Origin of the sequence: Pseudarthrobacter humi (assembly GCF_024294965.1) — a bacterium.
Taxonomy (GTDB): domain Bacteria; phylum Actinomycetota; class Actinomycetes; order Actinomycetales; family Micrococcaceae; genus Arthrobacter; species Arthrobacter humi.
The window spans coordinates 147,804-172,187 of the sequence record NZ_JANCLV010000004.1 but is presented as its reverse complement, the minus strand read 5'-3'; the positions used below and the strand labels follow the sequence as shown (position 1 = coordinate 172,187).

Annotated in this window: 27 protein-coding genes; 22 read left to right on the top strand and 5 right to left on the bottom strand. The window is 64.9% G+C overall.

Annotated features, from left to right (window positions below):
* The first annotated feature begins 125 nt into the window (after positions 1-125).
* The 20 genes from NFC73_RS08000 (at position 126) to NFC73_RS07905 (ending at position 19,186) form a co-directional block, all read left to right on the top strand.
* Positions 126-1,403: an ABC transporter substrate-binding protein gene (locus NFC73_RS08000; protein ID WP_254749131.1), complete on the top strand. Its 1,278-nt coding sequence runs from the start codon at positions 126-128 to the stop codon at positions 1,401-1,403.
* Positions 1,404-1,486: 83 nt separating this feature from the next.
* Complete coding sequence (locus NFC73_RS07995) at positions 1,487-2,374, top strand: carbohydrate ABC transporter permease (RefSeq protein ID WP_254749130.1); 888 nt, start codon at positions 1,487-1,489, stop codon at positions 2,372-2,374.
* Positions 2,374-3,411, top strand: a complete 1,038-nt coding sequence (locus tag NFC73_RS07990) for a carbohydrate ABC transporter permease (RefSeq protein WP_254749129.1) — start codon at positions 2,374-2,376, stop codon at positions 3,409-3,411. The genes NFC73_RS07995 and NFC73_RS07990 overlap by 1 nt, the downstream gene beginning before the upstream one ends.
* Positions 3,412-3,438: 27 nt before the next feature.
* Positions 3,439-4,803 carry a right-handed parallel beta-helix repeat-containing protein gene (locus NFC73_RS07985; protein ID WP_254749128.1) on the top strand — a complete coding sequence of 455 codons (1,365 nt, stop codon included), beginning with the start codon at positions 3,439-3,441 and terminating at the stop codon, positions 4,801-4,803.
* 276 nt (positions 4,804-5,079) lie between these two features.
* Positions 5,080-6,123 (top strand): LacI family DNA-binding transcriptional regulator, encoded by a 1,044-nt coding sequence (locus NFC73_RS07980; protein WP_254749127.1) that lies wholly within the window; start codon positions 5,080-5,082, stop codon positions 6,121-6,123.
* Positions 6,124-6,196: 73 nt separating this feature from the next.
* Positions 6,197-7,744, top strand: a complete 1,548-nt coding sequence (locus tag NFC73_RS07975; RefSeq protein ID WP_254749126.1) for a glycoside hydrolase family 32 protein — start codon at positions 6,197-6,199, stop codon at positions 7,742-7,744.
* A gap of 176 nt (positions 7,745-7,920) precedes the next feature.
* Positions 7,921-9,987 carry an ATP-dependent zinc metalloprotease FtsH gene (gene ftsH / locus NFC73_RS07970; RefSeq protein WP_254749125.1) on the top strand — a complete coding sequence of 689 codons (2,067 nt, stop codon included), beginning with the start codon at positions 7,921-7,923 and terminating at the stop codon, positions 9,985-9,987.
* Positions 9,988-9,997: 10 nt separating this feature from the next.
* Positions 9,998-10,642, top strand: a complete 645-nt coding sequence (gene folE, locus NFC73_RS07965) for a GTP cyclohydrolase I FolE (RefSeq protein WP_254749124.1) — start codon at positions 9,998-10,000, stop codon at positions 10,640-10,642.
* A 10-nt stretch (positions 10,643-10,652) separates the two neighbouring features.
* Complete coding sequence (gene folP, locus NFC73_RS07960) at positions 10,653-11,573, top strand: dihydropteroate synthase (RefSeq protein WP_248763182.1); 921 nt, start codon at positions 10,653-10,655, stop codon at positions 11,571-11,573.
* An 11-nt stretch (positions 11,574-11,584) separates the two neighbouring features.
* Entirely contained in the window at positions 11,585-11,944 is a 360-nt protein-coding gene (gene folB / locus NFC73_RS07955; protein WP_254749123.1) for a dihydroneopterin aldolase, read from the top strand.
* Positions 11,941-12,480, top strand: a complete 540-nt coding sequence (gene folK / locus NFC73_RS07950; protein WP_254749122.1) for a 2-amino-4-hydroxy-6-hydroxymethyldihydropteridine diphosphokinase — start codon at positions 11,941-11,943, stop codon at positions 12,478-12,480. Before folB ends, folK begins: the two co-directional genes overlap by 4 nt.
* A gap of 3 nt (positions 12,481-12,483) precedes the next feature.
* On the top strand, positions 12,484-13,017 hold the full coding sequence (locus NFC73_RS07945; protein WP_254749120.1) for a DUF3180 domain-containing protein: 534 nt from the start codon (positions 12,484-12,486) through the stop codon (positions 13,015-13,017).
* Positions 12,998-13,510 carry a PH domain-containing protein gene (locus NFC73_RS07940; RefSeq protein ID WP_254749118.1) on the top strand — a complete coding sequence of 171 codons (513 nt, stop codon included), beginning with the start codon at positions 12,998-13,000 and terminating at the stop codon, positions 13,508-13,510. The genes NFC73_RS07945 and NFC73_RS07940 overlap by 20 nt, the downstream gene beginning before the upstream one ends.
* Positions 13,507-15,081, top strand: coding sequence for a PH domain-containing protein (locus tag NFC73_RS07935; RefSeq protein WP_254749116.1), 1,575 nt, complete (start codon positions 13,507-13,509; stop codon positions 15,079-15,081). Before NFC73_RS07940 ends, NFC73_RS07935 begins: the two co-directional genes overlap by 4 nt.
* On the top strand, positions 15,074-15,964 hold the full coding sequence (locus NFC73_RS07930) for a Rossmann-like and DUF2520 domain-containing protein (RefSeq protein WP_254749114.1): 891 nt from the start codon (positions 15,074-15,076) through the stop codon (positions 15,962-15,964). The genes NFC73_RS07935 and NFC73_RS07930 overlap by 8 nt, the downstream gene beginning before the upstream one ends.
* Before the next feature lies 1 nt (position 15,965).
* Positions 15,966-16,892 carry a 4-phosphopantoate--beta-alanine ligase gene (locus NFC73_RS07925; RefSeq protein ID WP_254749112.1) on the top strand — a complete coding sequence of 309 codons (927 nt, stop codon included), beginning with the start codon at positions 15,966-15,968 and terminating at the stop codon, positions 16,890-16,892.
* 292 nt (positions 16,893-17,184) lie between these two features.
* A complete protein-coding gene (locus tag NFC73_RS07920; protein WP_254749110.1) occupies positions 17,185-17,406 on the top strand; it encodes a hypothetical protein in 222 nt (73 codons plus the stop codon).
* A complete protein-coding gene (locus NFC73_RS07915) occupies positions 17,387-17,644 on the top strand; it encodes a hypothetical protein (protein ID WP_254749108.1) in 258 nt (85 codons plus the stop codon). Before NFC73_RS07920 ends, NFC73_RS07915 begins: the two co-directional genes overlap by 20 nt.
* A 126-nt stretch (positions 17,645-17,770) precedes the next feature.
* Complete coding sequence (locus NFC73_RS07910) at positions 17,771-18,466, top strand: GAF and ANTAR domain-containing protein (protein WP_254749106.1); 696 nt, start codon at positions 17,771-17,773, stop codon at positions 18,464-18,466.
* Between the two features lie 9 nt (positions 18,467-18,475).
* Positions 18,476-19,186, top strand: coding sequence for a GAF and ANTAR domain-containing protein (locus NFC73_RS07905; RefSeq protein ID WP_254749104.1), 711 nt, complete (start codon positions 18,476-18,478; stop codon positions 19,184-19,186).
* 9 nt (positions 19,187-19,195) lie between these two features.
* Here NFC73_RS07905 and NFC73_RS07900 read toward each other — a convergent pair whose 3' ends face one another.
* A complete protein-coding gene (locus NFC73_RS07900; RefSeq protein ID WP_254749102.1) occupies positions 19,196-19,477 on the bottom strand; it encodes a hypothetical protein in 282 nt (93 codons plus the stop codon).
* 128 nt (positions 19,478-19,605) lie between these two features.
* Between NFC73_RS07900 and NFC73_RS07895 the strand changes: the two genes are divergently transcribed.
* Complete coding sequence (locus NFC73_RS07895) at positions 19,606-20,238, top strand: TetR/AcrR family transcriptional regulator (RefSeq protein WP_254749100.1); 633 nt, start codon at positions 19,606-19,608, stop codon at positions 20,236-20,238.
* 51 nt (positions 20,239-20,289) lie between these two features.
* On the opposite strand, the gene NFC73_RS07890 is transcribed toward NFC73_RS07895, so the two are convergent.
* Positions 20,290-21,243 carry a serine hydrolase gene (locus NFC73_RS07890; protein WP_254749098.1) on the bottom strand — a complete coding sequence of 318 codons (954 nt, stop codon included), beginning with the start codon at positions 21,241-21,243 and terminating at the stop codon, positions 20,290-20,292.
* 232 nt (positions 21,244-21,475) lie between these two features.
* On the opposite strand from NFC73_RS07890, the gene NFC73_RS07885 reads away from it, so the two are divergent.
* Positions 21,476-22,954, top strand: a complete 1,479-nt coding sequence (locus tag NFC73_RS07885; RefSeq protein WP_254749096.1) for a DHA2 family efflux MFS transporter permease subunit — start codon at positions 21,476-21,478, stop codon at positions 22,952-22,954.
* Positions 22,955-23,044: 90 nt separating this feature from the next.
* Here the strand turns inward: NFC73_RS07885 and NFC73_RS07880 are convergent, their stop codons facing one another.
* Genes NFC73_RS07880 through NFC73_RS07870 form a run of 3 tightly spaced genes read right to left on the bottom strand, consistent with a single transcriptional unit; the run spans position 23,045 to position 24,384 of the window.
* Complete coding sequence (locus NFC73_RS07880) at positions 23,045-23,875, bottom strand: alpha/beta fold hydrolase (RefSeq protein WP_254749094.1); 831 nt, start codon at positions 23,873-23,875, stop codon at positions 23,045-23,047.
* A 33-nt stretch (positions 23,876-23,908) separates the two neighbouring features.
* A complete protein-coding gene (locus NFC73_RS07875; RefSeq protein WP_254749092.1) occupies positions 23,909-24,211 on the bottom strand; it encodes a hypothetical protein in 303 nt (100 codons plus the stop codon).
* On the bottom strand, positions 24,202-24,384 hold the full coding sequence (locus NFC73_RS07870) for a hypothetical protein (protein ID WP_254749090.1): 183 nt from the start codon (positions 24,382-24,384) through the stop codon (positions 24,202-24,204). The genes NFC73_RS07875 and NFC73_RS07870 overlap by 10 nt, the downstream gene beginning before the upstream one ends.

The following is a 24,384-nucleotide window of genomic DNA, read 5'->3' as shown; positions in this document are numbered from 1 at the left end:
ATTGTGACCCTTGACACTGGGAATGAGCCTGGTTTACGCTTGGTGCCAAGTCGTTTTAGCAAAACGGTTTGGCAAATTCCAGAGTTCTTTGAAGTTCCCTTCCCAGAGAAAGTGAGTCGACAGCGATGTCCACTCGAAACAACATCAACAGACTCGCCACGATTGGTGGCCTCTGCACCGCCGTCGCACTTGCGGCCACGGGCTGTGGCGCCGGGGGCCCGACAGATTCGGGCAGCGCTGGTGGCACCGTGAACGTCCTGGTTGAGGCCGGCGGCCACGCCGAGCTGACCGGGGTGGCCGAACAATGCAAGAAGGACACCGGACTCGGCGTCAACTTCATTGAGCTCCCGTATGACGGACTGTTCAACAGACTTTCCAGCGAGTTCTCCTCCGGCACCGTCTCCTTCGACGTCGCCGCGCTCGACTCGGTCTGGCTGCCCAGCTTCAAGGACGCAGTCCAGCCCATCGACGAACTGTTCACCGACGAAGCCAAGAAGGACATCTTCCCCGCACTGGTGAAGGAAGCCGAAGTAGACGGGCACTTCATCGGAATGCCCGCCTGGACCAACGCCGAGATCATCCTCTACCGCAAAGACCTCTTCGAAGACGCCAAGAACAAGGCGGACTTCAAGACCAAGTACGGCTACGAACTGGCAGCGCCCACCACGTGGCAGAAATACCAGGACATTTCCGAGTTCTTCACCAAGGACGGCATGTACGGCACCGACGTCAAGGGGGCCGTGGAAACCGAATGGCTCGCCCACGTCCTTCAGGCAGGATCCGCCATGGTCCTGGACGAAAACAACAACGTGATCATCGACAACGCCGCCCACAAGGAAGCCCTCGACTTCTACGTCAGCATGACTAAGTCGGCCCCCCCGGGCGCAGCACAAGTGGACTGGGCAGCAGCCCAGAACCTGTTCAACCAGGGCAAAACCGCCATGACCCGCTTCTGGGCCCACGCCTACCGCCAGATCCCCAAGGACGCACCGGTGGCCGGCAAAGTCGGCGCCGCAGCCATGATCGGCGGCAGCGCAGGCGTGGCCGGCGTTCCCGGACCCTGGTACCTCTCAGTCCCCAAGGCCACGAAAAACACGGACAACGCCAAAAAGTTCATCAAGTGCGCCTACGACCACAACAGCCTCGGTATTGAATCCAGCCTGGGCCTCGCTTCCCGGATTTCGGCGTTCGAGAAATACCAGGACAAGGAAGGGTACGAAAGCTTCCGCCCTCTGATCCAGACGCTCAACGGCAAGGCCACAGCCACGCGACCGGCAACCGCAAAGTGGCAGCAGATCACGGACACGGTCCTGGTGCCCCTCCTACAGAAGGCCGTGGCCGGCGGGGACTCCGCCTCCCTCCTGGCTGACGCCAAAAAGCAGATCCAGGACCTGCTCAAATAAGACTCCGCGGCCGGCACCAGCCAGCGCGGCACCGCCGCAGATGCGGTGCCGGCCGCGGTCCCAAACCAACAGAAGAGAAAACCGTGCGCATCTCCGATCGCCGCTTCGCCCTGTATCTCATGACTCCGGCGGCCCTGTTCCTGGCAGTATTCGTGGCCTATCCGCTGTTCCGGCTCATCGCGGACAGCTTCTATAAGATCTCACCCATGGCCGGCGGCCCCCGCGACTTCGTGGGCTTGGACAACTACGTCAGGGCATTCACCTCGGAAGCCTTCATGGGGGCTGGCTGGCGGACTCTGGCCTACACACTCGTGGTGGTCACTCTCGAGTTTGCCCTCGGCCTGGGCATGGCCCTGCTGTTCACAACGTTGGGACGCAACTCCCAGATCTGGCGGACCGTGTTCCTGTACCCGCTCATGATCGCCCCGATCGTGGCCGGCCTGCTGTGGAAATTCCTGATGATCGACAACTTCGGCCTGATCGGCACGCTCCTGCACCAGGCGGGGATCCTTCAGAACCCGAACCAGATCGGCTGGCTGTCCAACCCGGACATCGTGCTGTTCTCCGTGGCCGTTCCGGATATCTGGCTGACCACATCCTTCATGTGCCTGATCCTCTTCGCCGGTCTCCAGAACATTCCCGGAGACATCATCGAGGCCGCCCGCCTCGACGGCGCCCGTGCACCCGCCATGCTGTTCAGGATCATCCTGCCGCTGCTGCGGCCCGTGATCGCCGTGGCCCTGGTAGTCCGCGGGATCGATGCCGCCCGGGCCTTCGACACCATCCTCATCCAGACCAACGGCGGCCCCCAGTCCGCATCCGAAACCATGAGCCTGCTGATCTACAAGACCATGATCCGCTTCGGCGATCCCGGCTTGGCCAGCGCCATGGGCACCATCTACCTGCTGGCAATGCTCGGCGTAGCTTTCTTCGCCGTCGCTACCATCTGGCGGCCCGGAAAGGACACCTGATGAGCATCGCCCAAACTCCAGATGACGGCACCTTGCCGACTCCCGACGTCGCCTACCGACGACGTCACGCAGGCGTTGTAGCGCGCCTCTCCCCAGCGCATAACAGGAGCGAGATCCCATTGGCCACCGCAACAGCCCCAACATTGCCTACCACGGGTGCTCCGGCAAGTACCGCCAGGCGCTGGCGCCGCTACAACGCGGAAGGCCTCGAGGCCGGAAAGCGCAGCACACGGACTCTGCTCTGGATCCTGCTGGCAGCCGCCATGGTGCTATATGCCTTCCCTTTCCTCTACCTTCTTTTCACGTCTTTCAAGACGCCGATCGACACCATCGCGGTGCCGCCGACGATCCTTCCCCGGGAATGGACGCTGGAGAACTACACCAACGCCCTGGGACGCAGCGGGGTGCTGGCCTCGTTCATCAACAGCACCCAGACGGCCGTCATCAGCACGGTATTGTCCCTCGTGCTGGCGGTTCCGGCCGCGTACGGCATCACCCGGTACAAAACACCCAGCGGCCGCGTCTTCATCATGGCGGCCCTGGTCACCCGCATGGTGCCGCCTGTGGCCATCGGCATCCCGCTCGCATCGATGATGGCGACGGCGGGACTTGCAGATACCCCCATCGCGCTGTCCATCGCCCACGCCACCATCTCCCTGCCACTCTCCATCTGGCTGATGTCCAGCTTCTTCGAAGCCGTTCCGCAGGACCTGGAGGAAGCGGCCACGGTGGACGGCTGCAGCCGACTCGGTGCGCTCTGGCGGGTAGTCATCCCGGTGGTCTCCGGTGGCATCGCGGTCACCGCGATCTTCGCCTTCCTGGCCTCCTGGAACGAATTCCTCTTCGCCCTCCTCATGACGGCGATCCGATCCCAGACCACCCCGGTGGTCATTGCAAACTTCCAGACCCAGTTCGGCCTCGACTGGGGATCCATGACGGCGCTCGCTGCCGTCTACTCCATCCCCGTCATCCTTCTCACGCTTCTCTTGCAGCGCAAGATCGTCGCAGGCATGACGCTCGGTGCCGTCAAGGGCTGAGAAACCACAACACAAAGGGAAGAACCTGTGTCAAGCAATAATTGCTACGACGTGACTACGTGGCCCGTCGGCAATCCGTCCGAGGACGTCGGTGAAGTAATCAACAGCATCATCGCTGACATCAAGGCCCGGCAGACGGTCACCGATGTGAACAATGGAGGAAAGCCGGGCGCGGTGATCTACATTCCGCCCGGGGACTACCACCTTCGTACGCAGGTGGTGATTGACGTCAGCTTCCTCAGGATCCAGGGCTCGGGACACGGCTTTACGTCGTCGAGCATCCGGTTCAACGTTCCCGAGGAGGAGTGGGTCGGCTTGCATGAGCTGTGGCCCGGCGGGAGTCGGATTCTCGTCGACATTCCCCTCGGCGAAGACGGGGAAGAATCCAAGGGAGCCGCCTTCTACGTTGCGCGAAGCGGGAGCCCGCGGATCAGCTCGATCGAGTTCTCCAACTTCTGCATCGACGGGTTGCACTTCACCCCGGATGGCTCAGGGATGCCTCCGGAGAACACCTACGTCAACGGCAAGACCGGGATATACGTCGCGGACGCCAATGACTCATTCCGCGTGAACGGCATGGGGTTCGTCTATCTTGAGAACGCGCTCACCGTCTACAAAGCAGACGCGCTTTCCATCCACGACAACTTCATCGCCGAATGCGGAAGCTGCATCGAGCTGCGCGGGTGGGGACAGGCATCAAAGATCACCGACAACCTGGTGGGAGCAGGCCCTAAGGGCCACTCGATCTACGCCGAGAACCATGGCGGCCTCCTGATTACCGCGAACAACGTGTTCCCCCGTGGCGCGAGCAGCGTCCATCTCAACGGCGTCACGCGGTCAAGCATCACCAATAACCGTTTGCACTCGTTCTACCCTGGGATGGTGATTCTCGCGAACAGTTCGGAGAACCTCGTGGCCACGAATCACTTCCTGCGTGACCATGAGCCGTGGACGCCCTTCCTTGGAGTGGACAACGGACTGGACGACCTGAATGGGCTTCTTCGTGTCAGCGGCAGCAACAACACCGTCGTCGCCAACCACTTCTCCCAGATCATCGACTCAGAGAGCATCCGGCCGGCAGGGGCGACGCCTGTCATCATCCGGCTGAAGGCGGGGGTGGCCAATTTCGTCTCCAACAACCATGTGGTGGCGATGGACGTTCACTCCACGTCAAGCGACTCCTGCTTCGAGGCTCAAGTGGACGCCCTGTTGACCACCCAGGCTGCGGACAGCCTCGCCGTTACCGCCGTCATGGTCGATTCCGAATCAGCTCGGAATACGATCCTTGATTCCGGAAGTGACGCCCAAGTTATCGCAGATAGGGCGCTTAACGCCTTCAGGGCCACGCCCACGGTCGGTTTCCAGGCGGCACATGCATTTGTGGCCCAATAGCCCGCTCAGGCCCGGCGAGACCCCGGGGATCGCCATCATCGAGGGCGGCGGCAGCATACAGGAGAAGAGCGTATGAAGATGTAGCAAAGACGAGTCGCGATCGGGGCAACGACTATTCCTCTGTAGCGTGTTGGTAACAGACGGGTAAACGTGCGGACGTCGCCGAGCTGCCCCCAGTGGAAGACCGGTTGCCCCGCCGCTGGCCCGAGTACGGGCTCTGCGACGAGTAGGCGAAGCCGCAACATCTAACCAACTAGAAATGGATGTGGGAGACAGTTGAGTAACAAACCCATTGGCATCAAGGACGTCGCAGGCGCCGCCGGCGTTTCCGTTACCACGGTCTCCCACGTCCTGAATGACGTGTCGTACGCACGCATCAGCTCCAAAACCCGGGACAAGGTCAAACACGCCGCTGAGGCGCTCGGCTACGACCCAAACCGCCTGGCGCAGGCCCTGCGCACACAACGCTCCGGCATGCTCGGATTCATCAGTGAGGAAATCGCCACCACCCCGCACGCCGGCAGGATAATCCTGGGTGCGGAGGAAACTGCCCGCAGACGCGGGTACCACCTGATGATCATCAACACTTCGAGCAAAGCCACTGACGAGTCCCGTAAAGCTGACATAGCAGCTCTGCTCAAGGGCCAAGTGGACGGCGTCCTGTACGCCACCATGTATCACCGCCGTCTGGCCCTCCCCGACAACCTCAACGGAGTCCCCGCGATCCTCGTGGACTCTGAAGACACCAACCAATCAATCTCATCAGTCATCCCTGACGAAGCCGGTGGAGCGACGGCCGCGGTCATGACACTGATCGACGCAGGACACCAAAGGATCGGCATGATCAACAACACCGATGACGTCCCCGCCACCCACTCCCGCCTGCAAGCCTTCAAGGACACGATCTCAGATGCCGGGCTGACGTTCCATACGGATCTGGTCGAAGCCGAACATTCAGAAGTTCCCGGGGGCTATGAGGCTGCTCTGCGGCTTTTGACGCGGAAGGACCGGCCCACCGCGATCTTCTGCTACAACGACCGCATGGCCATGGGCACCTACCGAGCCGCCAGCGAGCTGGGCCTCAACATTCCGGAAGACCTCTCCGTGGTTGGCTTCGACAACCAAGAGCTGATCGCTGAAAACCTTTACCCAGCGCTTACCACCGTCTCACTCCCGCACTACGAAATGGGTGCCTGGGCCGCCGAGAACCTGATCGACGCCATCGAGGGTAAGACGGACCTGGCCCTCATGGCGCTCCACCCGACCATCCTGGACTGCCCGCTGGTGCGGCGCGATTCGGTGGCGGCGCCCGCGCGCTGACCGCTGCTGCGTTACCGCCAGTTACAAGGCCAAGGCCAGAACCTACGCACACCAGACCAAGGACCCACCACCCATGCCCAGTTACCTTGATGACGCACGCCCCGAGACGGACCCGGCCGGAACGCCGCACCTGCGTCCCGCCCTCCACTACACGGCGCGGGACACCTGGCTCAATGACCCCAACGGCCTGGTGTTTTACGGCGGTACGTACCACCTCTACTACCAGAACAACCCGTACGGGACCGTGTGGGGCAACATGTCCTGGGGCCACGCAACGTCCACCGACCTGGTGCAGTGGACCGAGCAGCCCGTGGCCATTGCCTGCGATGATGCCGAGGACATCTACTCCGGCAGCATTGTGGTGGACCATGCCAACAGCTCGGGCTTCGGCAGCGCCGAAAACCCGCCCCTGGTGGCCATCTACACCAGCGCGTTCAAGCCCGGCACCGCCCATGAAGGCACCCAGGCCCAGTCACTGGCCTACAGCAACGACGCCGGCATGACCTGGACCAAGTTCGCGGGCAACCCCGTCCTGACGCGCGGCTCGGCAAACTTCCGCGACCCCAAGGTCTTCAGTTACCCCGGCCCTGACGGCCTGTGCTGGGTGATGGCCGCTGTCGAAGCGCGGGAGCAAAAGGTGGTTTTCTACCGTTCCACAGACCTGCGCGTGTGGGAGCTGGCCAGCGAGTTCGGACCCGCCAACGCCGCCGGGGGAGAGTGGGAATGCCCTGACCTCTTCCCGCTGCCCGTGGACGGCGATCCGGACCGGACCAAGTGGGTGCTGGTGGTCAACATCAACCCCGGCGCAGTGGCCGGAGGCTCTGGCGGGCAATATTTCGTGGGCGACTTTGACGGCTTCACGTTCACGCCTGATCCGTCATCCCTGCTTGACTCTCCGGTCTACGCAACCAGCGGTGCGGGCGCCGAGGCTGGACGGCTCCGCGAATGCCGCTGGCTGGACTGGGGCCGCGACTACTACGCCGCCGTCTCCTTCAGCAATGTTCCCGACGGACGGCGCCTCATGATCGGCTGGCTCAGCAACTGGGACTACGCCAACAGCTTGCCCACGTTCCCGTGGCGGTCCGGGATGTCGCTGGTCCGTGAGGTCTCGCTGGAAACGGTGGACGGGCGTCCGGCCCTGGTGCAGGCCCCCATTCTTCCGCCCCTTGAGAGTGTCCAGCTCCTGGACGGCCGCGAGCTTCACGGTGTGCTGCCGCTGCCGGAAATCCTGCCAGGCGAAGCGCAGGTCATCGACGCCGAGATTCTTCCGGGCGCCGCGGACCACTGCGGTTTCCGGTTCTGGGAGGATTCCGACGGCGGTGCAGCCGTCCTCGCCTACGACCCCGCCGCCGGGGTGCTGACCCTGGACCGCCAAGATGCGGGGGAAACGGCATTCCACCCGGCCTTCGCGTCCGTGGAGTCCGCCCCCGTCCTGCTGGAGGACGGAGTGCTCACGCTGCGCATCGTCGTCGATCATTGCTCAGTTGAGGTCTTCGCCCAGGGCGGGAAAGTGGTCCTGACCGACCTGATCTTCCCGTGCGTTGGAAACAAGGGTTCGTCCGTGTTCGCCGAGGGCGGCGCGGCCATCCTCCGGAAACTGGCTGTCGCCGCAGCCGGCTGACCTGGGGAGTCCCGTTTGCCTCCCACATCCCGCTACGCCCTGAGGGAACTTTTGCGCGGCACCGTGCGTGATTTACTCCGAACGGTGTATAGCTAGTAGCTGATGCAGCACCACACGCGCGTAGACTCACTCGCCGTGCAGCACTACCAGGAGGGACGGGGCCAGCCCCCGAACAGATGAAAGCTAAGAGTTTCTTCAAGGGCCCGGGCATCTGGATCGTTGTTGTGATCGCCATGCTCCTCGTGGCTTTTGCAACACTGGCCCCCGGCGGTGCGGCACGGATCGATACAGACAAGGGCCTTGAGCTCCTCGCCGACAGCGGCAAGGTTGAGCAGGCAAAGATCTTCGACGGCGAAAACCGCGTTGACCTGACCCTCAAGGACAACCTGGATGTCAACGGCCAGGACAAGGGCAAGAGCGTCCAGTTCTTCTTCGTCGACGCCCGCGCCATCGACGTCGTCAAGGCCGTCACAGCAGCCAAGCCCGCCAACGGCTACACGGACCAGCCGATCGAAAGCAACTGGTTCTCCGGCCTGCTCTCGCTGCTCATCCCTGTCATCCTGCTCGGTGCGCTGTTCTGGTTCCTGATGACCCGGATGCAGGGCGGCGGCTCGAAGATCATGCAGTTCGGCAAGTCCAAGGCCAAGATGGTCAACAAGGACATGCCGCAGGTGACCTTCGTTGACGTAGCCGGCGCGGACGAGGCCGTGGAGGAGCTCCAGGAAATAAAGGAGTTCCTGCAGGAACCGGCCAAGTTCCAGGCCGTGGGCGCCAAGATCCCCAAGGGCGTGCTGCTTTATGGTGCTCCGGGAACCGGCAAGACCCTCCTGGCCCGTGCCGTCGCCGGTGAGGCCGGCGTGCCGTTCTTCTCCATCTCCGGCTCGGACTTCGTGGAAATGTTTGTCGGCGTGGGCGCGTCCCGTGTCCGCGACCTTTTTGAGCAGGCCAAGGCCAACTCTCCGGCCATTATCTTTGTCGACGAGATCGACGCTGTCGGCCGACACCGCGGTGCAGGCATCGGCGGCGGCAACGACGAACGCGAACAGACCCTCAACCAGTTGCTGGTTGAAATGGACGGCTTCGACGTTAAGACCAACGTCATCCTTATCGCTGCCACCAACCGCCCCGACGTCCTGGACCCGGCACTGCTGCGTCCGGGCCGCTTTGACCGCCAGATCTCGGTGGACGCCCCGGACCTGATCGGCCGCGACCAGATCCTGCAGGTGCACGCCAAGGGCAAGCCGATGGCCCCCGGCGTTGACCTCAAGGCCGTGGCGAAGAAGACCCCGGGCTACACCGGCGCCGACCTTGCCAACGTCCTGAACGAGGCGGCCCTGCTGACCGCACGCTCCAACGCCAACCTCATCGATGACCGCGCCCTCGACGAGGCGATCGACCGCGTCATGGCCGGCCCGCAGAAGCGCAGCCGCGTGATGAAGGAACACGAGCGCAAAATCACCGCGTACCACGAGGGCGGACACGCCCTGGTGGCGGCCGCGCTGCGGAACTCGGCGCCGGTCACCAAGATCACCATCCTTCCCCGCGGCCGTGCCCTGGGCTACACCATGGTGGTCCCGGAGAACGACAAGTACTCCATCACCCGCAACGAACTGCTGGACCAGATGGCGTACGCGATGGGCGGCCGCGTGGCGGAGGAGATCGTCTTCCACGATCCCTCCACCGGAGCCTCCAATGACATCGAAAAGGCCACCTCCACGGCCCGCAAGATGGTCACCGAGTTCGGCATGAGCGAGCGTGTCGGCGCGGTACGCCTGGGCCAGGGCGGCGGCGAACCCTTCCTGGGCCGCGACGCCGGGCACGAGCGCAACTACTCGGACCAGATCGCCTACGTGGTGGATGAGGAAGTGCGCCGCCTGATCGACCAGGCGCACGACGAGGCCTACGCCATCCTCACCGAAAACCGGGATGTCCTGGACCAGTTGGCCCTGGAACTCCTGGAACGGGAGACCCTCAACCAGGCCGAGATCGCGCACATCTTCACGGACATCCGCAAGCGTGACTTCCGCGAAGTGTGGCTGTCCAAGGAGACCCGTCCGGTCCAGCAGGCCGGCCCTGTCGAATCCCGCCTGGAGAAATCTGAGCGCGAAGCCCAGGAAGAAGCAAAACAGGCCCGCCTCGAGGAACCCCTGGACGCGCAGCCGCCGCACGCGCAGGGTGTCCCGGAAGACGCCGCGTACCAGGGCGGCATCCCCGACTCGGGGCCTGACGCCACGCACGGCTAAGCTTTCTCCTGTGACTCACTTCGACGACGACGACGCTCCCGCCTCCGCCGGACACCCGGCGGAGGACGGCTCCCACCACAAAAAACACGAGAAAGTGGACCGGCCCCGGATCGAGGCGGCAGTCCGTGAAATCCTCCTGGCCATCGGCGAGGACCCGGACCGCAGCGGCCTCGTAGACACCCCCCGACGGGTGGCCAAGGCCTACGCCGAGGTGTTCTCGGGACTGCACCACGATCCCGCGGACGTCCTCTCCACCAAGTTCGATCTGGACCACGAAGAACTGGTCCTGGTCAAGGACATCCCGTTCTACTCAACGTGCGAGCACCACCTGGTGCCTTTCCACGGGGTTGCCCACGTCGGCTACATTCCCTCCCACGACGGCAAAGTGACCGGGCTCAGCAAGCTGGCACGCCTCGTGGACATCTACGCCCGGCGCCCCCAGGTGCAGGAGCGGCTCACCACCCAGATCGTCGAAGCAATGGTCAGCCACCTCAAGCCGCGTGGCGCGATTGTCGTTGTCGAATGCGAACACATGTGCATGTCCATGCGCGGTGTCCGCAAGCCCGGAGCAAAGACCGTCACCAGCGCGGTCCGCGGGCAGCTTCATGACCCGGCCACCCGTGCCGAAGCCATGAGCCTCATCCTCGGAAGGTAAGTATCAGACCATGGATTCACTCGCTGCAGCCCCGGGAACCGGGCCCGCAACATCTCCGCTGCCCATCCTGCGCAAACCGCGCCCGGCCGCGAAATTCGCGGACCTGCCCACCGGCCGCACCCTGGTCATGGGCATCCTGAATGTCACCCCGGACTCCTTCAGCGACGGCGGAAAACACCCGACGGCGGACACTGCCATCGCGGCGGGCCTGCGGATGTTCTACGCCGGAGCGGACATCATCGACGTCGGCGGCGAATCGACGCGTCCCGGCGCGGAGGACGTCAGCCCGGAGGAAGAACAGCGCCGGGTGATCCCCGTCATCGAGGCCCTGGTCAAAGCGGGCGCCCTGGTCAGCATCGACACCACCCACGCCGCCACGGCCGCTGCTGCCCTGAAAGCCGGCGCCGCCATCATCAACGATGTTTCCGGGCTGACCATCGAACCTGAGATGGCCGAGCTCGTGGCCGCGTCCAAGGTCCCCTATGTCCTCACGCACCGCCGCGGCGACGCCCGCACCATGGACTCACTGGCCCAATATCAGGACGTGGCCGGCGAAGTGGTGGCTGAACTGGCTGGCGTCCGCGACAAGCTCTACGCCGCCGGCGTGAGCAAAGAGCAGATCATCATTGACCCGGGCCTGGGGTTCGCCAAGAACGACGCCCAGAACTGGGAGCTCCTGCAGCACCTGGACCAGCTGGGCAGCCTGGGGCACAAGGTCCTGGTGGCCGCCTCCCGCAAGCGTTTCCTGGGCACACTCCTCACGGTCGCCGGCAAGTCCGCCGCCCCGGAGGAACGCGGCGCCGCCACGGCCGCCATCACCGCGATCAGCGCATTCCGGGGGGCCTGGGCCGTCCGTGTGCACGACGTCGCTCCAAGCCTTGACGCCGTCAAGGTGGCCGCGCGGATGGCCGCCGCCCCTACCACCACCTAGGCCGGGCACCCATGGACAGGATCATGCTGAGCGGTGTCACCGCCGTCGGCCATCACGGAGTCTTCGATTTCGAGCGCCGTGCGGGCCAGCCGTTTGTGGTGGACGCCGTGCTGCACCTGGACTTCGCCAAGGCCGCAGTATCTGACGACGTCCGGGACACTGCCCACTACGGCGAAGTGGCTGAGCGGATCAAGGACTGGATCACGGGGGAGCCGCTGAACCTGATCGAGGCACTGGCGGTCCGCATCGCCGATGGCCTGCTCGCCGAATTCACCATCGAAGCCGTGGACATCACCGTCCACAAGCCCAAGGCGCCCATCGAGGTGCCCTTCGGGGATGTGGCTGTCAGCGTGCACCGGGAGCGGCCATGAGCGGCGCGTACACCAAAGCCGTCCTGGCCCTCGGCAGCAACCTGGGCGAGCGGAACGACACCCTGTCCGAGGCCGTTGCCGACCTGGTGGACCCGCCGGAGGTCCGACTTCAGGCCGTTTCCCCGGTGGTGCAGACCAAAGCCGTGGGCGGCCCGGCCGGCCAGCCCGACTTCCTGAACATGGTCATCACCGTGGAAACCACGCTGTCCCCGGCGGAACTGCTGAAGCACTGCCAGGCCGTGGAAAACAAGCACCTCCGCGTGCGTGAAGTGCGTTGGGGGGCGCGGACGCTCGACGTCGACATCATCACCTACGGCGACCTCACCAGTGATGACCCGGTGCTGACCCTGCCGCACCCGCGCGCGGCCGGACGCGCCTTTGTGCTGTATCCGTGGTCCCTGATCGAGCCGGCGGCCACCCTGGGCGGGGAACGCATCAGCGAGCTGGCTGCCCGTGCCCCGGACTTTGACGACCTCGCCCCGTTCGACGGTTTCGGCGATTACGACGGCGTCCCCACAGCCGGGGCGGTCGAGTAGCCGGTGAAGCCCATCAACCCTGTGCGCCTGCTGCTGATCGGACTGGTCCTGACCGTGGCCGGCTGGTCCGCCACCGTGGTGACCACACGCTACAGCATGGCCACGCCGGTTCTTCCGGCCACCGCGCTGGCCACCATGGGCGTGATTGTTGCCATCACCCTGGTGCTTGGCATCCGTGTGCTCCGGTGGCGCAACAGCACCAAACGCAAAAAGGCGTTGGACCCGCTCCTGGCCGCCAGGACCCTGGTGCTGGCCCAGGCGTGCGCCTACGCGGGCACCGTCCTGCTGGGCTGGCATGTTGGAATCTTCCTGGACCAGCTGCGGATCTGGAACCTGCGCAGCGACCAGGGCATCACCTGGGTGGCAGTCGCGATCGCTGCCGGCGGCCTGGTGATGATCGTGGTCGGCCTGCTGGTGGAGCGGTTCTGCAAGATCCCGCCCGAAGACACCGATGCAACGCCCGGTGAGGGGAAACGCGGCCGCGGGGTACGCGGCGAAGCCGCAGGGGAAGGCGAATATGCGTACAGAGGCGATTGATCCGCCGGGCATTACCTGGCAGCGGGTATCCCCGAAATACGTCACGGTGCGGCTGGTGCAGTGGGCCATCGGGAACCTGGTCACGGTGGTCGTCCTGAGCCTGCCCCTCATTCTTGTCCTGCTCGGCTGGTGGCGCTGGCCCCCGCTGTGGCTGGCCATCAGCGTCCCGGCGGTGACCCTGGTCCTTGCCATCTGGCGGCTGGTGTTGATCCCGCGCCAGGTGCGCGCCATCGGCTACGCCGAGCGTGACGATGACCTTCTGATCCGGGGCGGCATCTTCTTCCAACGGACCATGACAGTTCCCTACGGCCGCATGCAATACGTGGACATCGGCGTGGGTCCGGTGGAACGCGGACTGGGACTCTGCACGCTCAAACTCCACACCGCCTCGCCCGGAACCAACGCCACCATCCCCGGCCTGCCCGCTGCGGAGGGGGCACGCCTGCGCGAACAGCTCGCTGCCCGCGGTGAAGCGAGGCTGGCAGGGCTGTGACGGCAAACGTTCCGGAGGCCGGCGCACCGACCGCGGTTCCGGTGGCGCCCGACGGCGAGTGGCTGCGTGTGCACCCGGCGTCCCCGTTTGTGCGCGGCTGGTTGGCACTGGCGGCCATCGGTTTCTTCTTCGGCCGGGACTTTTTCGAACGGTTGCTACAGGGCCGTCCTTTGTTCGAGGAGGACTTCGCCGGCCGGGCACCCTGGCTGGTGGCCGGCGGCGGCATCGTGTTGGTGGTGACCGTGCTGGGCTTCATCCTGACCTGGTACTTCACCAAGTACCAGGTCGCCGAAGGGTACGTCCGGGTCAACTCCGGCTTCCTCTTCCGCCAGCAGCGCCAGGCCCGGCTGGACCGCGTCCAGGCCATCGACATCGTGCAGCCCCTCCTGGCCAGGATCTTCGGCCTGGCCGAACTCAAGTTCGAGGTGGCCGACGCCGGTGAATCGGCCGTCAAACTGGCGTACCTGCGGATGGACGACGCCCGCCAGCTCCGGGCCACCATCCTGGCACGGGCCGCAGGCGTGGTCCCGGACCCGGCCCGGCCGCAGGAGGCCGCGCCGGAGGCGCCCGAATATCCGGTGCTGTCCGTGCCGCCGTCGCGCCTTATCGGTTCCCTGCTCCTCAGCGAGCAGAGCTTCTTTGTGGTGGTGGGCGGCATCGCCGCCGTGATCCTGTCCGCCGTGACGGACAACCGGAGCTTCTTTTTCTACCTGATCCCGGCGGTGCTGGGCCTCGCAGCCAGCTACTGGGGCTTCTTCAACAAGGGCTACAACTTCACCGCCGCCATTTCGCCGGACGGGATCCGGCTCCGCTACGGACTGTTGGACACGCAGGCACAGACGCTGCCCCCGGGCAGGATCCAGGCGCTGAAAGTGGCGCAGTCCCCGCTGTGGCGGATCTTCGGCTGGTACCGGATCCAGGTCAACGTGGCCGGGTACGGCGCGCTGGGGAGCAACGGCGAGACGTCGTCCCGGACCACCTTGCTGCCCGTCGGCAAGCTGCCGGACGTGATGTCCATGCTCGCGCTCGTGCTGCCGGATCCCGGAACGCCTGAACCCGGACGCATCTTCGCTGCCGGGCTCACGGGATTGGATTCCGACGGCGGATTTGTCACCACGCCGCACCGCGGCAGGTTCCTCGCGCCGCTGGGCTGGCGCCGCAACGGCTTCGCCACCACTGACACCGCCCTGCTGATCCGCTCGGGCCGGTGGTGGCGGGAACTGGTGGTGGTTCCACACCAGCGCACCCAGTCAATGGCACTGCACCAGGGTCCGCTCGCACGGCGGTTCCGTGTGGCGGACCTCGTCCTGCACACCACGGCGGGGCCGGTCTCGCCACGGCTCACCCAGGCCGGGCTGGACGAGGCCCGGGCCCTCTTTGATGCCCAGTCCGCGCGCGCCCGGCTGGCCCGCGAGCGGCAGACCAGCGAACAATGGCTGGCAACGGTGGCGCCCGCTCCGGTGGTTGAGCCTGCACCGGTGGTTGAGCCTATCGAAACCTCGGTGGTTGAGCCTGCCGAAACCCCCGTGCCGCAACAAAGTCCCCAACAGGAAGGCCCGCAACGTGGCTAAGCCCGGGCGCCTTGGCGTTGGAATCATCGGTGCCGGGAAAGTGGGCGCCGTCCTTGGCGCGGCGTTGCGCTCGGCCGAGCACGCCGTCGTCGGGGTTTCCGCGGTGTCCGAGGCCAGCCGTGAACGGGCGGAGACGCTGCTGCCCGGCGTGCCCATCCTGGAGATCCAGGAGATTGTGGAACGGTCTGAACTGGTGCTCCTGGCCGTGCCCGACGACGCCCTGGCCGGAATGGTGGACGGGCTCGCCAAACTCGGGGCGTGGCAGCCCGGACAGATCGTGGCGCACACCTCAGGCCGGTTCGGCGTGGGGGTGCTACGCCCGGTGCGCGCCGCCGGAGCCATCCCCCTTGCACTGCACCCCGCCATGACGTTCACGGGCATGAGCCTGGACCTGACACGACTGCTGGACTGCACCTTTGGCGTGACCGCTGATGCCGCGATGCTGCCCATTGCCCAGGCGCTGGTGGTGGAGATGGGTGCCGAACCCGTGGCCATCGCCGAGGGGGACCGGACGCTCTATCACACGGCCCTCGCCCATGGCTCGAACCATATGGTTACCCTGGTGGCGCAGGCTTCGCAGCTGCTCCGCGACGTTGGCGTCGACGCGCCGGAGCGGATGCTGGGGCCTTTGCTGCGGGCCACGCTGGAGAACGCGCTCGCCTCCGGCGAATCGGCGCTGACCGGTCCGGTGGCCCGCGGCGATGTGGGGACAGTGGCGGCCCACGCCGAGGCGTTAAGGGAGTACGACGCCGGTGCTCACGGCGATGTGCTGGAGGCTTACCTCGCCATGGCCCGTGCCACGGCACGGCGGGCCAGCAGCCGGGGGCTTCTCAAAGAGGATCAAGTGGGGGCCCTCCGCGCGGCCCTGGAAGAGGGAAACTGACATGGCCACGCAACTGGTGACAACTGCCGCGGAGCTCAGGGAGGCGAGTGCCCGGCTGCTCGCGCAGAAGGCGGGCAGGTCCCAGGGCCTGGTGCCCACCATGGGCGCGCTGCACGAAGGCCACGCCCGGCTGGCCCGCACCGCCGTCGAACAGAACGACGTAGTGGTGGCGTCCATCTTTGTGAACCCGCTCCAGTTCGGCGATGCGGTGGATCTGGACCGGTACCCCCGCACACTCGACGCCGATCTTGCCCTGCTTGAGGAACAGGGCGTGGACCTCGTGTTTGCGCCTCCGGTGGAAGAGGTCTACCCCGGCGGCGAGCCGCTGGTCCGCGTGACCGCCGGCTCCCTGGGGGAAAAGTGGGAAGGCGCCTCACGGCCGGGCCATTTCGACGGCGCCCTCACCGTGGTTGCCAAGCTGCTGCACTACGGCATCCCCGGCTCAGGGCTTCCGCCGGCCGGTGCTTTTGCCTCAGGCGGCGGGGGACTGCCAGCCTATCGGGCCTATTTCGGGCAAAAGGACGCCCAGCAGCTGGCGCTGGTGCGCCGTATGGTGGCGGACCTGAATTTCCCCGTCGAAATTGTTGCCGTGCCCACCGTTCGGTCCGCGGATGGGCTGGCCCTGTCCAGCCGCAACCGGTTCCTCTCCGCAGAGGAGCGCGAGGCCGCCCTGGTGTTGTCACGGGCGCTGCGGCTCCTGGCGGAGCGGGCAACTGCCCACCAGCCGCTTGATCTCGAATCGGCCCGGGCCATGGTTGAATCGCAGTCGTTGGTGGGACTGGACTACTTCGACGTCGTGGATCCGGTCACCCTTGAGCCGCTGGCCGAGAACTGCCGGAAAGTCCCGTTCCGCGGCGAAGGCCTGGCTCTCATCGCCGCCAAGGTGGGGCCGGTCCGGCTGATCGACAACGTGCCGCTCAGCAGCTGATAAGCAGGGTCCGCTTCCGGGGCACACAAGGCCTCCGATCCCTGTCCGTCTGTCTCGGCATCGGCTATGCTGAAATTGTTGCCCCGGACCCTGGCATCGCCTTATTTCGGCGTACTCCAGGAGGACAAATTTCACGCAGGGCACCCCATGCTTCTTCCGCAGTTATCCTCGGCCTTTTGTGCTGCCCGGCTCTTTTCTGCCCGGCGCAGCCGCATACACGGCAAGCGGGATGCTCGCGTGCATTCCCCATCCCCGTGGCCTACCGGCCACGCTCACGTCAGGAGCGAATCCAATGATCCGCACAATCGATGACGGGCTGTCCTATCTCGTCAAAGTGAATCACGCGTCCGTCCTGGACGACTATCTGAATTCGGCCGTTGACATGGCCCGCCAGTTTGCCTCCAGCACCGGCCTGTGCGGGATTCTGGTAACCCGCCACGCGCACGACACCTATACCGTTGCGGTCAGCGAGGCTGTACCTTTCGGAGAGACCCGTGAGCGCCACGATCCCTAAGGTGGAGGCCGTGATGTCCTACCATCCTGCGGCTGAAGGAATCTCGCCGATCGGGTGGCAGGCATACGAAATCATCACGTCCATCCTGGAGGATCCGTCACCGGATCTGACCGAGGTCAAATGGCGCCTTCGCAGGTGTGTGGCCGCCCACCCGGGCGCACCCGAACGGGCGCTACGGGCGCATTTGATGGCCACCTCGGAAGTGGTTAATGCCTACGGCCAGGAAAGGCCTGCCTGATACCCGGTCATGAACGATCGGCGGCTTCGCGGCAAAAGGTATCCTTGAAGGGACAACTCCGCCGTTCCGGTTCAGCCTGCAGCCGGTTTTTTCACCGCGGGATGATTCAGGGATCAGAGGCTCACCATGGACATTGCGCCCGACATGGCCGCGGGTGAAGAAGACGTGTGTGCCCCGTACTTGGCGAAGCTGCCCATAACGGGCGCTGCGGTGACCCTCTTCGGCGGCGCCACCGCCGAGACCCTGGTCTCCGCCAGCGACGAACTCGCCGCCCGTCTGGACGAACTGCAGTTCAACCTGGGCGAAGGTCCCCGGTGGCGGGCTCACAAGACCCGCCTGCCCGTTCTGGTCCCTGATGCCCAGTCCACCGCGGGAGACGAATGGCCAATGTTCCACCAGGCCATCGCGGGGACGGATGCTGCGGCCTTGTTTGTCTTTCCGTTGACAGTGGGTGCCGTGGACCTCGGTGTTGTGGAGCTGTATCACTCCGTCCGCGGGAACCTGAGCCGGTCCGACCGGTCGATGGCGGCTGTGCTTGCCGGTCAGACCTCCTGGTACCTCCTGCGCAAAATCCTCACCCTCAGGTCGCCGGATACGGATCCCGCCCTGGAGCCCGCGCTGATGTCACGACGCGAGATCCACCAGGCCACCGGGATGGTCCTGGCGCAGTCCGGTGCCACGGCTTCAGAATCCTTGCTGATGCTGCGTGCGTACGCTTTCGCCAATGACCTCACCCTGAAGGAGACCGCCGCCGCCGTGCTCGAGGGAAGGCTCAGCTTCGACACCGGAAACGGTGGGCCCGGCGGACCGGTGCTGCAGTAAAATGGGGCCATGGTAACCAGTACCCGCGCGGAGCGCGTCAGCGTGGCCTTTGTGAAGCTCACGGACACGCTTGTGGCCGACTATGACGTCTTGGACCTCCTCCACGTCCTGGTTGAAGAGTCTGTGGGCCTGCTTGATGTCGCAGCCGCGGGTCTGCTGCTTGCCGATCCCAGCGGAGAACTGCAGGTTGTCGCATCCACCAGCGAGCAGAGCCAACTCGTCGAGGTGCTCCAGCTTCAAGCCGGAGCCGGTCCCTGCGTTGAGTGCTACGTGACAGGGTCGGCAGTCTCAGTGGACGACATTGCCGGGCTTACCAAGTGGCTGGGTTTCCGCGATGCCGCGCTGTCGCAGGGCTTCCGCTCCGTGCATGCTGTGCCCATGCGCGTTCATGGCAGGATTATCGGGGCCATGGGTCTGTTCGGCGCCCGGGAGGGTTTCCTGACTGCAGAGGATGCCGCGATCGGTCAGGCGCTTGCCGACGTCGCCACCATCAGCCTTATGCAGGAACGCACCATCCGGGAAGCGGTACTGGTCAACGAGCAGCTGCAGCTGGCCTTGAACACCCGGGTGCTGATTGAGCAGGCCAAGGGCGTCATCGCCCATACCGCCGGGGTGGATATGGACGCAGCATTCAACCTGCTCCGGAACCATGCCCGCGCCAACAGCCAGAGCCTGCACATGACCGCCGGTCGCATCGTGGACCGCAGCCTCACGTTGTAAGGCCTGCCGTTACTGCGGTGATTCAGCCTGCGGGTCGCGGTTGAGCATCAGCTGCTGAAGGAGGGCGCGTTCGGGCTTGCCGGGGTTCTGGGCGACGCAGCGGCGCAACCGGGCCCGGGACAACTCCTCGCCGGGAACCGTTCCGCGGAGCACCTCATCAATGATTTCCTGCGCCTGCCACCGCAAGGATTCCCGGGCGAAGTGCCGGACCTCGGCGGACGCAGCGGCACTCTCTATCCACGGGTCAGTGTCATCGCACGGGATAAAATCGTAGGTTCGCTCTGCTGACATCGGGGCCTCCTTGCACCAAGCCGACGGGGCCTTTACGGGGTCCCATCGACGTCATAGCACTGCGTCTGGGAAAACATTACAACGAGTAAGACCGGTCTGTCTGCACCTTGGAGTAAACTATTCCTACGATGATTTCCGATGCAGACCACACTGCAGAACCCGCGCTGTCTCCGGCGGATTTACCCGCCGAGGCGGCAGTTCTGCCTGCCGATTCCCGGAGCCGGATCCTGGCTGTGGCTTATGAACTCTTTTCCCGCCGCGGTGTGCGGGATGTGGGTGTTAATGAACTGATCGAACGTTCCGGCGTGGCCAAGGCAACTTTTTACCGGCACTTCCCGTCCAAGGACGCACTGGTTCTGGCGTTCCTGGAGCAGCGGGACCAGGTATGGACAGTTGATGCCATCGTTGGCCAGGCCAAACTGCGCGGCACTACCCCCACTGAACAGCTCCTCGCCATCTTCGACGTCTTCGGCGACTGGTTCCTGCGCGACGACTTCGAGGCCTGCTCGTTCATCAACATCCTGCTGGAAATGGGCCCGGACCATCCGCTGGGCCAGGCCAGCATTGACTACCTGGCCAGGATCAGGGGCCATGTGCAGGACCTCGCTGAGCAGGCAGGGTTGGACCGCCCGGAGGATTTTGCCCGCTCCTGGCACATCCTGATGAAGGGGTCCATCGTCTCAGCCACCGAAGGGGACACCCAGGCGGCGAAGCGGGCCCAGCAGATGGCCGGCTGGCTGATTGAGCACCACCGCAGCTGACCACCCGGCGCGAGGGGACACTTAGGCCCCCGAACCCCGGACGGCACGGAGTCAACAGCACGTTGCCTGGCGCGACGGAAAGAGCTTCATTACGAACGCCTGCGTCAGCTCGTGGATCATTTGTGTGCGTTCGGCCTCGTCGGTGCTATCGGCGCCTTCGGTGAAGATCACCAGCGCATACGTTGTCCCGCCATGTTCCAAAAGGGCTGCGTCGTGGAGGTTTCCGCCCAGCTGGCCGTATTTGTGATAGACGGTAATGCCGGGCCCCGAGGCGGCGGGGATAAGTTCCTCGTTGTTGGTTTCCTGCATGTACATCAGCAACTGAGCAGTGTCACTGGGGTTAAGCAGCTGTCCCGCGTAAAGCTTCGTCAGGACCTGGGCCACTTCCCCGGGGCTCAGCCGGTTGTCTGAAGGATCGTAGGCGATGCCAATCGAGGCTGCGTACTGGATCAGCCGCTGGTAGCCGATCCTGCCCATCAACAGGAGCCAGGAATCATTGTTGCTGCTGTTGATCATGGACTTGAGCTGGAAAGCGGCAGTGTATTTTCCCAGCGTCTCATCGAGTCGCGCTTCACCGGCCTCCACAAGCCTGAGATAGGCCGCTGCGGTGATGAGCTTGGCAGTGCTGGCCGCAGTATAGGCCGCCGTGTCGCCGAAAGTGCGGACCGGTCCTCCCGCTGTGTCCGCGACGGCCACGCCAACGCGGAAGCCGGAGACCCTGCTGATAGTCCTCGCGATGCTCCCGTCCTCGGTGCCTGCACCAACCGCGGCCATGGCGCCTACCTGGGTGCCTGCACCAACCGCGGCCATGGCGCCAACCGGCCCGGTCCCGGCGAAAGCCGCACTCACGGTTCCGGTGACGCGCTCAGAGCGGACCACGGCCGATGTGACGGCAGCCAGCAAAACCATCAAAGCGGCAGCCACCGAAAGAACCAGGGATAACGGGCTTCGGCCAGCGCCGTGGTAGTGGCGGCCCGCCGGATATGCGGGGGAGTACGCGTCCAACTGGGGCTCCTGCCTGACCGCTTGCGCGGTCGAACATCACTAGAGGCCCCAGCCCCGACTCATACTCAGTGCGCTGATTAAACCACACCGGCGAGCCAAAGCGACCGCTCAGATAAAGCCCGTGCCGAAGAAAATTTCCTGTGTCCCGGAATTAGTCCGGACGGTAGAGTGTTGGAATCTGCAGCGACGATGCTCGCGAGCCACTTCATTCTTACTCCCTGGGGGAACACCCATGTCTACAGAAGTCTCTTCGAACGCCTCCGGGCAGCCCGGGCCGGCAGCGGCGCCGAAGTCCGCGGCGCCGGAGAAGATGTCCCGCGAATCGGTGACCATCATCGCCACGTTGCTTGTGGCGACCTTTGTGGTGATCCTGAACGAGACCATCATGAATGTGGCCCTGCAGCGGCTGATGGTTGACCTGAATGTGGACGCGCCCACCGTGCAGTGGCTCTCCACGGGCTTTATGCTCACCATGGCCGTGGTCATCCCCACCACCGGTTTCATCCTCCAAAGCCTGTCCACCAGGGCCGTCTTTATGCTGGCCATGGGACTGTTCGCCGGCGGCACCGCTTTGGCGGCGGTGGCTCCCGGTTTCGAGATCCTGCTCCTGGCCCGTATCGTCCAGGCCGGCGGCACCGCCATCATGCTTCCGTTGCTGATGACCACCATCCTCACGCTCGTCCCGCTGGCCAAGCGCGGCGCCGTCATGGGCAACGTCAGCATCGCCATCTCCGTGGCGCCGGCCATGGGGCCAACCGTCTCAGGGCTGATCCTGGAGCATTTCACCTGGCGCTTTATGTTTGTCTTTGTCCTGCCGGTCGCCCTGGCCGCGCTGGCCATCGGCGCCAAGTACCTGACGAATGTGGGCGAAACGGAGAAGACCAAGCTCGACTTCCTCTCCGTACTCCTCACGGTTCCTGCCTTCGGCGGCCTGGTGTACGGCCTCAGTCAGATCGGCAGCGGGCACGGAGGCCAAAGCGGTCCGGGCACCGTGGCCATCGCCGCGCTGGTCATCGGCGTCGCCAGCCTGACCGTCTTTGTGCTCCGCCAGCTCCGGCTGCAGAAAGCCGAAGCCCCGCTGCTGGACCTCCGCGCCTTCAACTTCAGGATGTTCACGGTCTCGGTACTGCTGATGGTCGTGGCCATGATGGCGCTGTTCGGCGGCGTGATCCTGCTGCCTCTCTACCTGCAGGAAATCCGCGGCCTGGGTTCGCTGGAGACAGGGCTCGCGCTGCTTCCGGGTGGCCTGGCAATGGGCCTGTTGGGCCCGTTCATCGGCCGGCTGTTCGACAAAGTGGGTCCGCTGCCGCTCACCGTGACCGGTTCCGTGCTGATGGTGCTGGCCCTGTGGCAGTTCTCAATGCTCGACGCCGGCACTCCGGTCTGGTGGATCGTCACCCTCCACGTGGGGCTCAGTTTCGGGCTGGCGCTGCTGTTCACGCCGGCGTTTACCACCGGTCTGAACCCGCTGCCGCCGCATCTCTACTCGCACGGCTCGGCGATCATGAGCACAGCCCAGCAGGTAGCCGGTGCCGCCGGCACGGCGCTGCTGGTGTCGATCTTCGCCGTGGTCTCGGCCGCATCGGGGCTCGTTGCCGGCATGAGTGCAGCGTTCCTGACGGCAACCGTCATAGCCCTCGCCGCCGTCGTACTCTCTGCGATGATGCGTAAGACAGAAGGCGCGGCCCCGGGCCAAGCCGCCGGCCACTAAAGGACACCCGCAATCCAACGCGGGGTCACATTACGCCCTTCCGGGCCGCCGTATAGGGCGATAAGTGACCCCGCGTTGCAGTGATGGAGGCTAGCCGGCGAAGAAGTCGCTCAGCTCGGTGATGAGCTTGTCCGGCGCGCGGAGGACACCGTCATGGCCGGCCCCGTGCAGGATGGTGTAGCTGGAGCCGGTCAGGATGTCGTGGATCTGGCCGCAGGCAACACCGAAGTACGCTGGGCTCTTCTCGCCCACAATAATCAGCGTTTCCAGGGGCAGTTCCAGGAATGGCTCGGCCGGCATGTCTGCGGCGATGATCGCCTTGATTTCCCGGACGCCGGTGCGCATCAGTTCACGCTGCTGCTTGCCCTCGGACGTGCCGGCGGTCAGCTTGTTGGCGATGGTGAGCATGGACAGCGGCATCCGTGAGCGGGTGCCCGCCTCAAGGCCGCGCTGCAGCACGGCCAGTGCGCGGTCGTCGTCCCCGGCAGCCGTGGCGCGTTCGTATTCAGTGGTCCAGTCGGCCTTCACGCTGTGGTTCACGGACACAGCGGGGTCATACACGGCCAGCCGCTCCACCGGAAGGGTCCGGGCCGCGTGCAGGGCCACCGCGCCGCCGAAGCTGTGGCCAAAGACGTCGGTGCTGGACGTGTGTTTCATCACGGCATCCAGGTCCCGGATGTCCGCGTCCAGCGTGTAGTCCTCTGCCTGCGGCGACGAGGAACCACGGCCCCGGCGGTTGAAGGTGTGGACCGGGCGGCCCAAGGCTGCGCTGAGCTTCTGGGCGAACTTTGTGTAGTCCGCGGCGGTCACCATGGAGGCGGGGACCACAACCACGCCGGAGCCGGCGGACGCCAGTTCAGCACCCGTGGAGTATAGCTCCAGCGTGCCGCCGTCGGGGGTCTTGATGTTCTCGCTCGTCATGATCCGAGCCTAGCCGAGCAACCTGGGGAAACCTTAGCCCCTGAAGTATTCCGCGATGACAAGTTCCTTCACCGCGGCGGGAATGGAGCCGTGGAAGCCCCTCGTCCTGCCCGCCATAAAGTGCGTGCTGGCGGGCAGGACGGCGAAGTTCCTGGCGTGCTGCATGCCCTTTTTCATCCGGGCCATGGCATGCCCCACGTTGCCGGCGCTGACAGCGGCCTCGAACTCGTCCAGCCAGGACATGCCGCCGTCGATGGTGACCGCACCGTCGTAGACCGCCAGCTTGTCCGGCTCGTAGGAGGTGCCCACGAATTCCTGGACGGCGTTCAGCGCCAACGATCCGCCCAGGCTATGGCCCAGTACGTTGCGGGCGCCGTTGCATCCATGACCGTGCGGACATCGGCAATCTCCGTGGCCATGGAATAGTCGGCCGGCTGCTCAGTGGAGTTGCCCCTGCCGCGCCGGTCATAGACGTCCGCTGCCCATCCGTCGCCCAGCCCGTCGGCCAA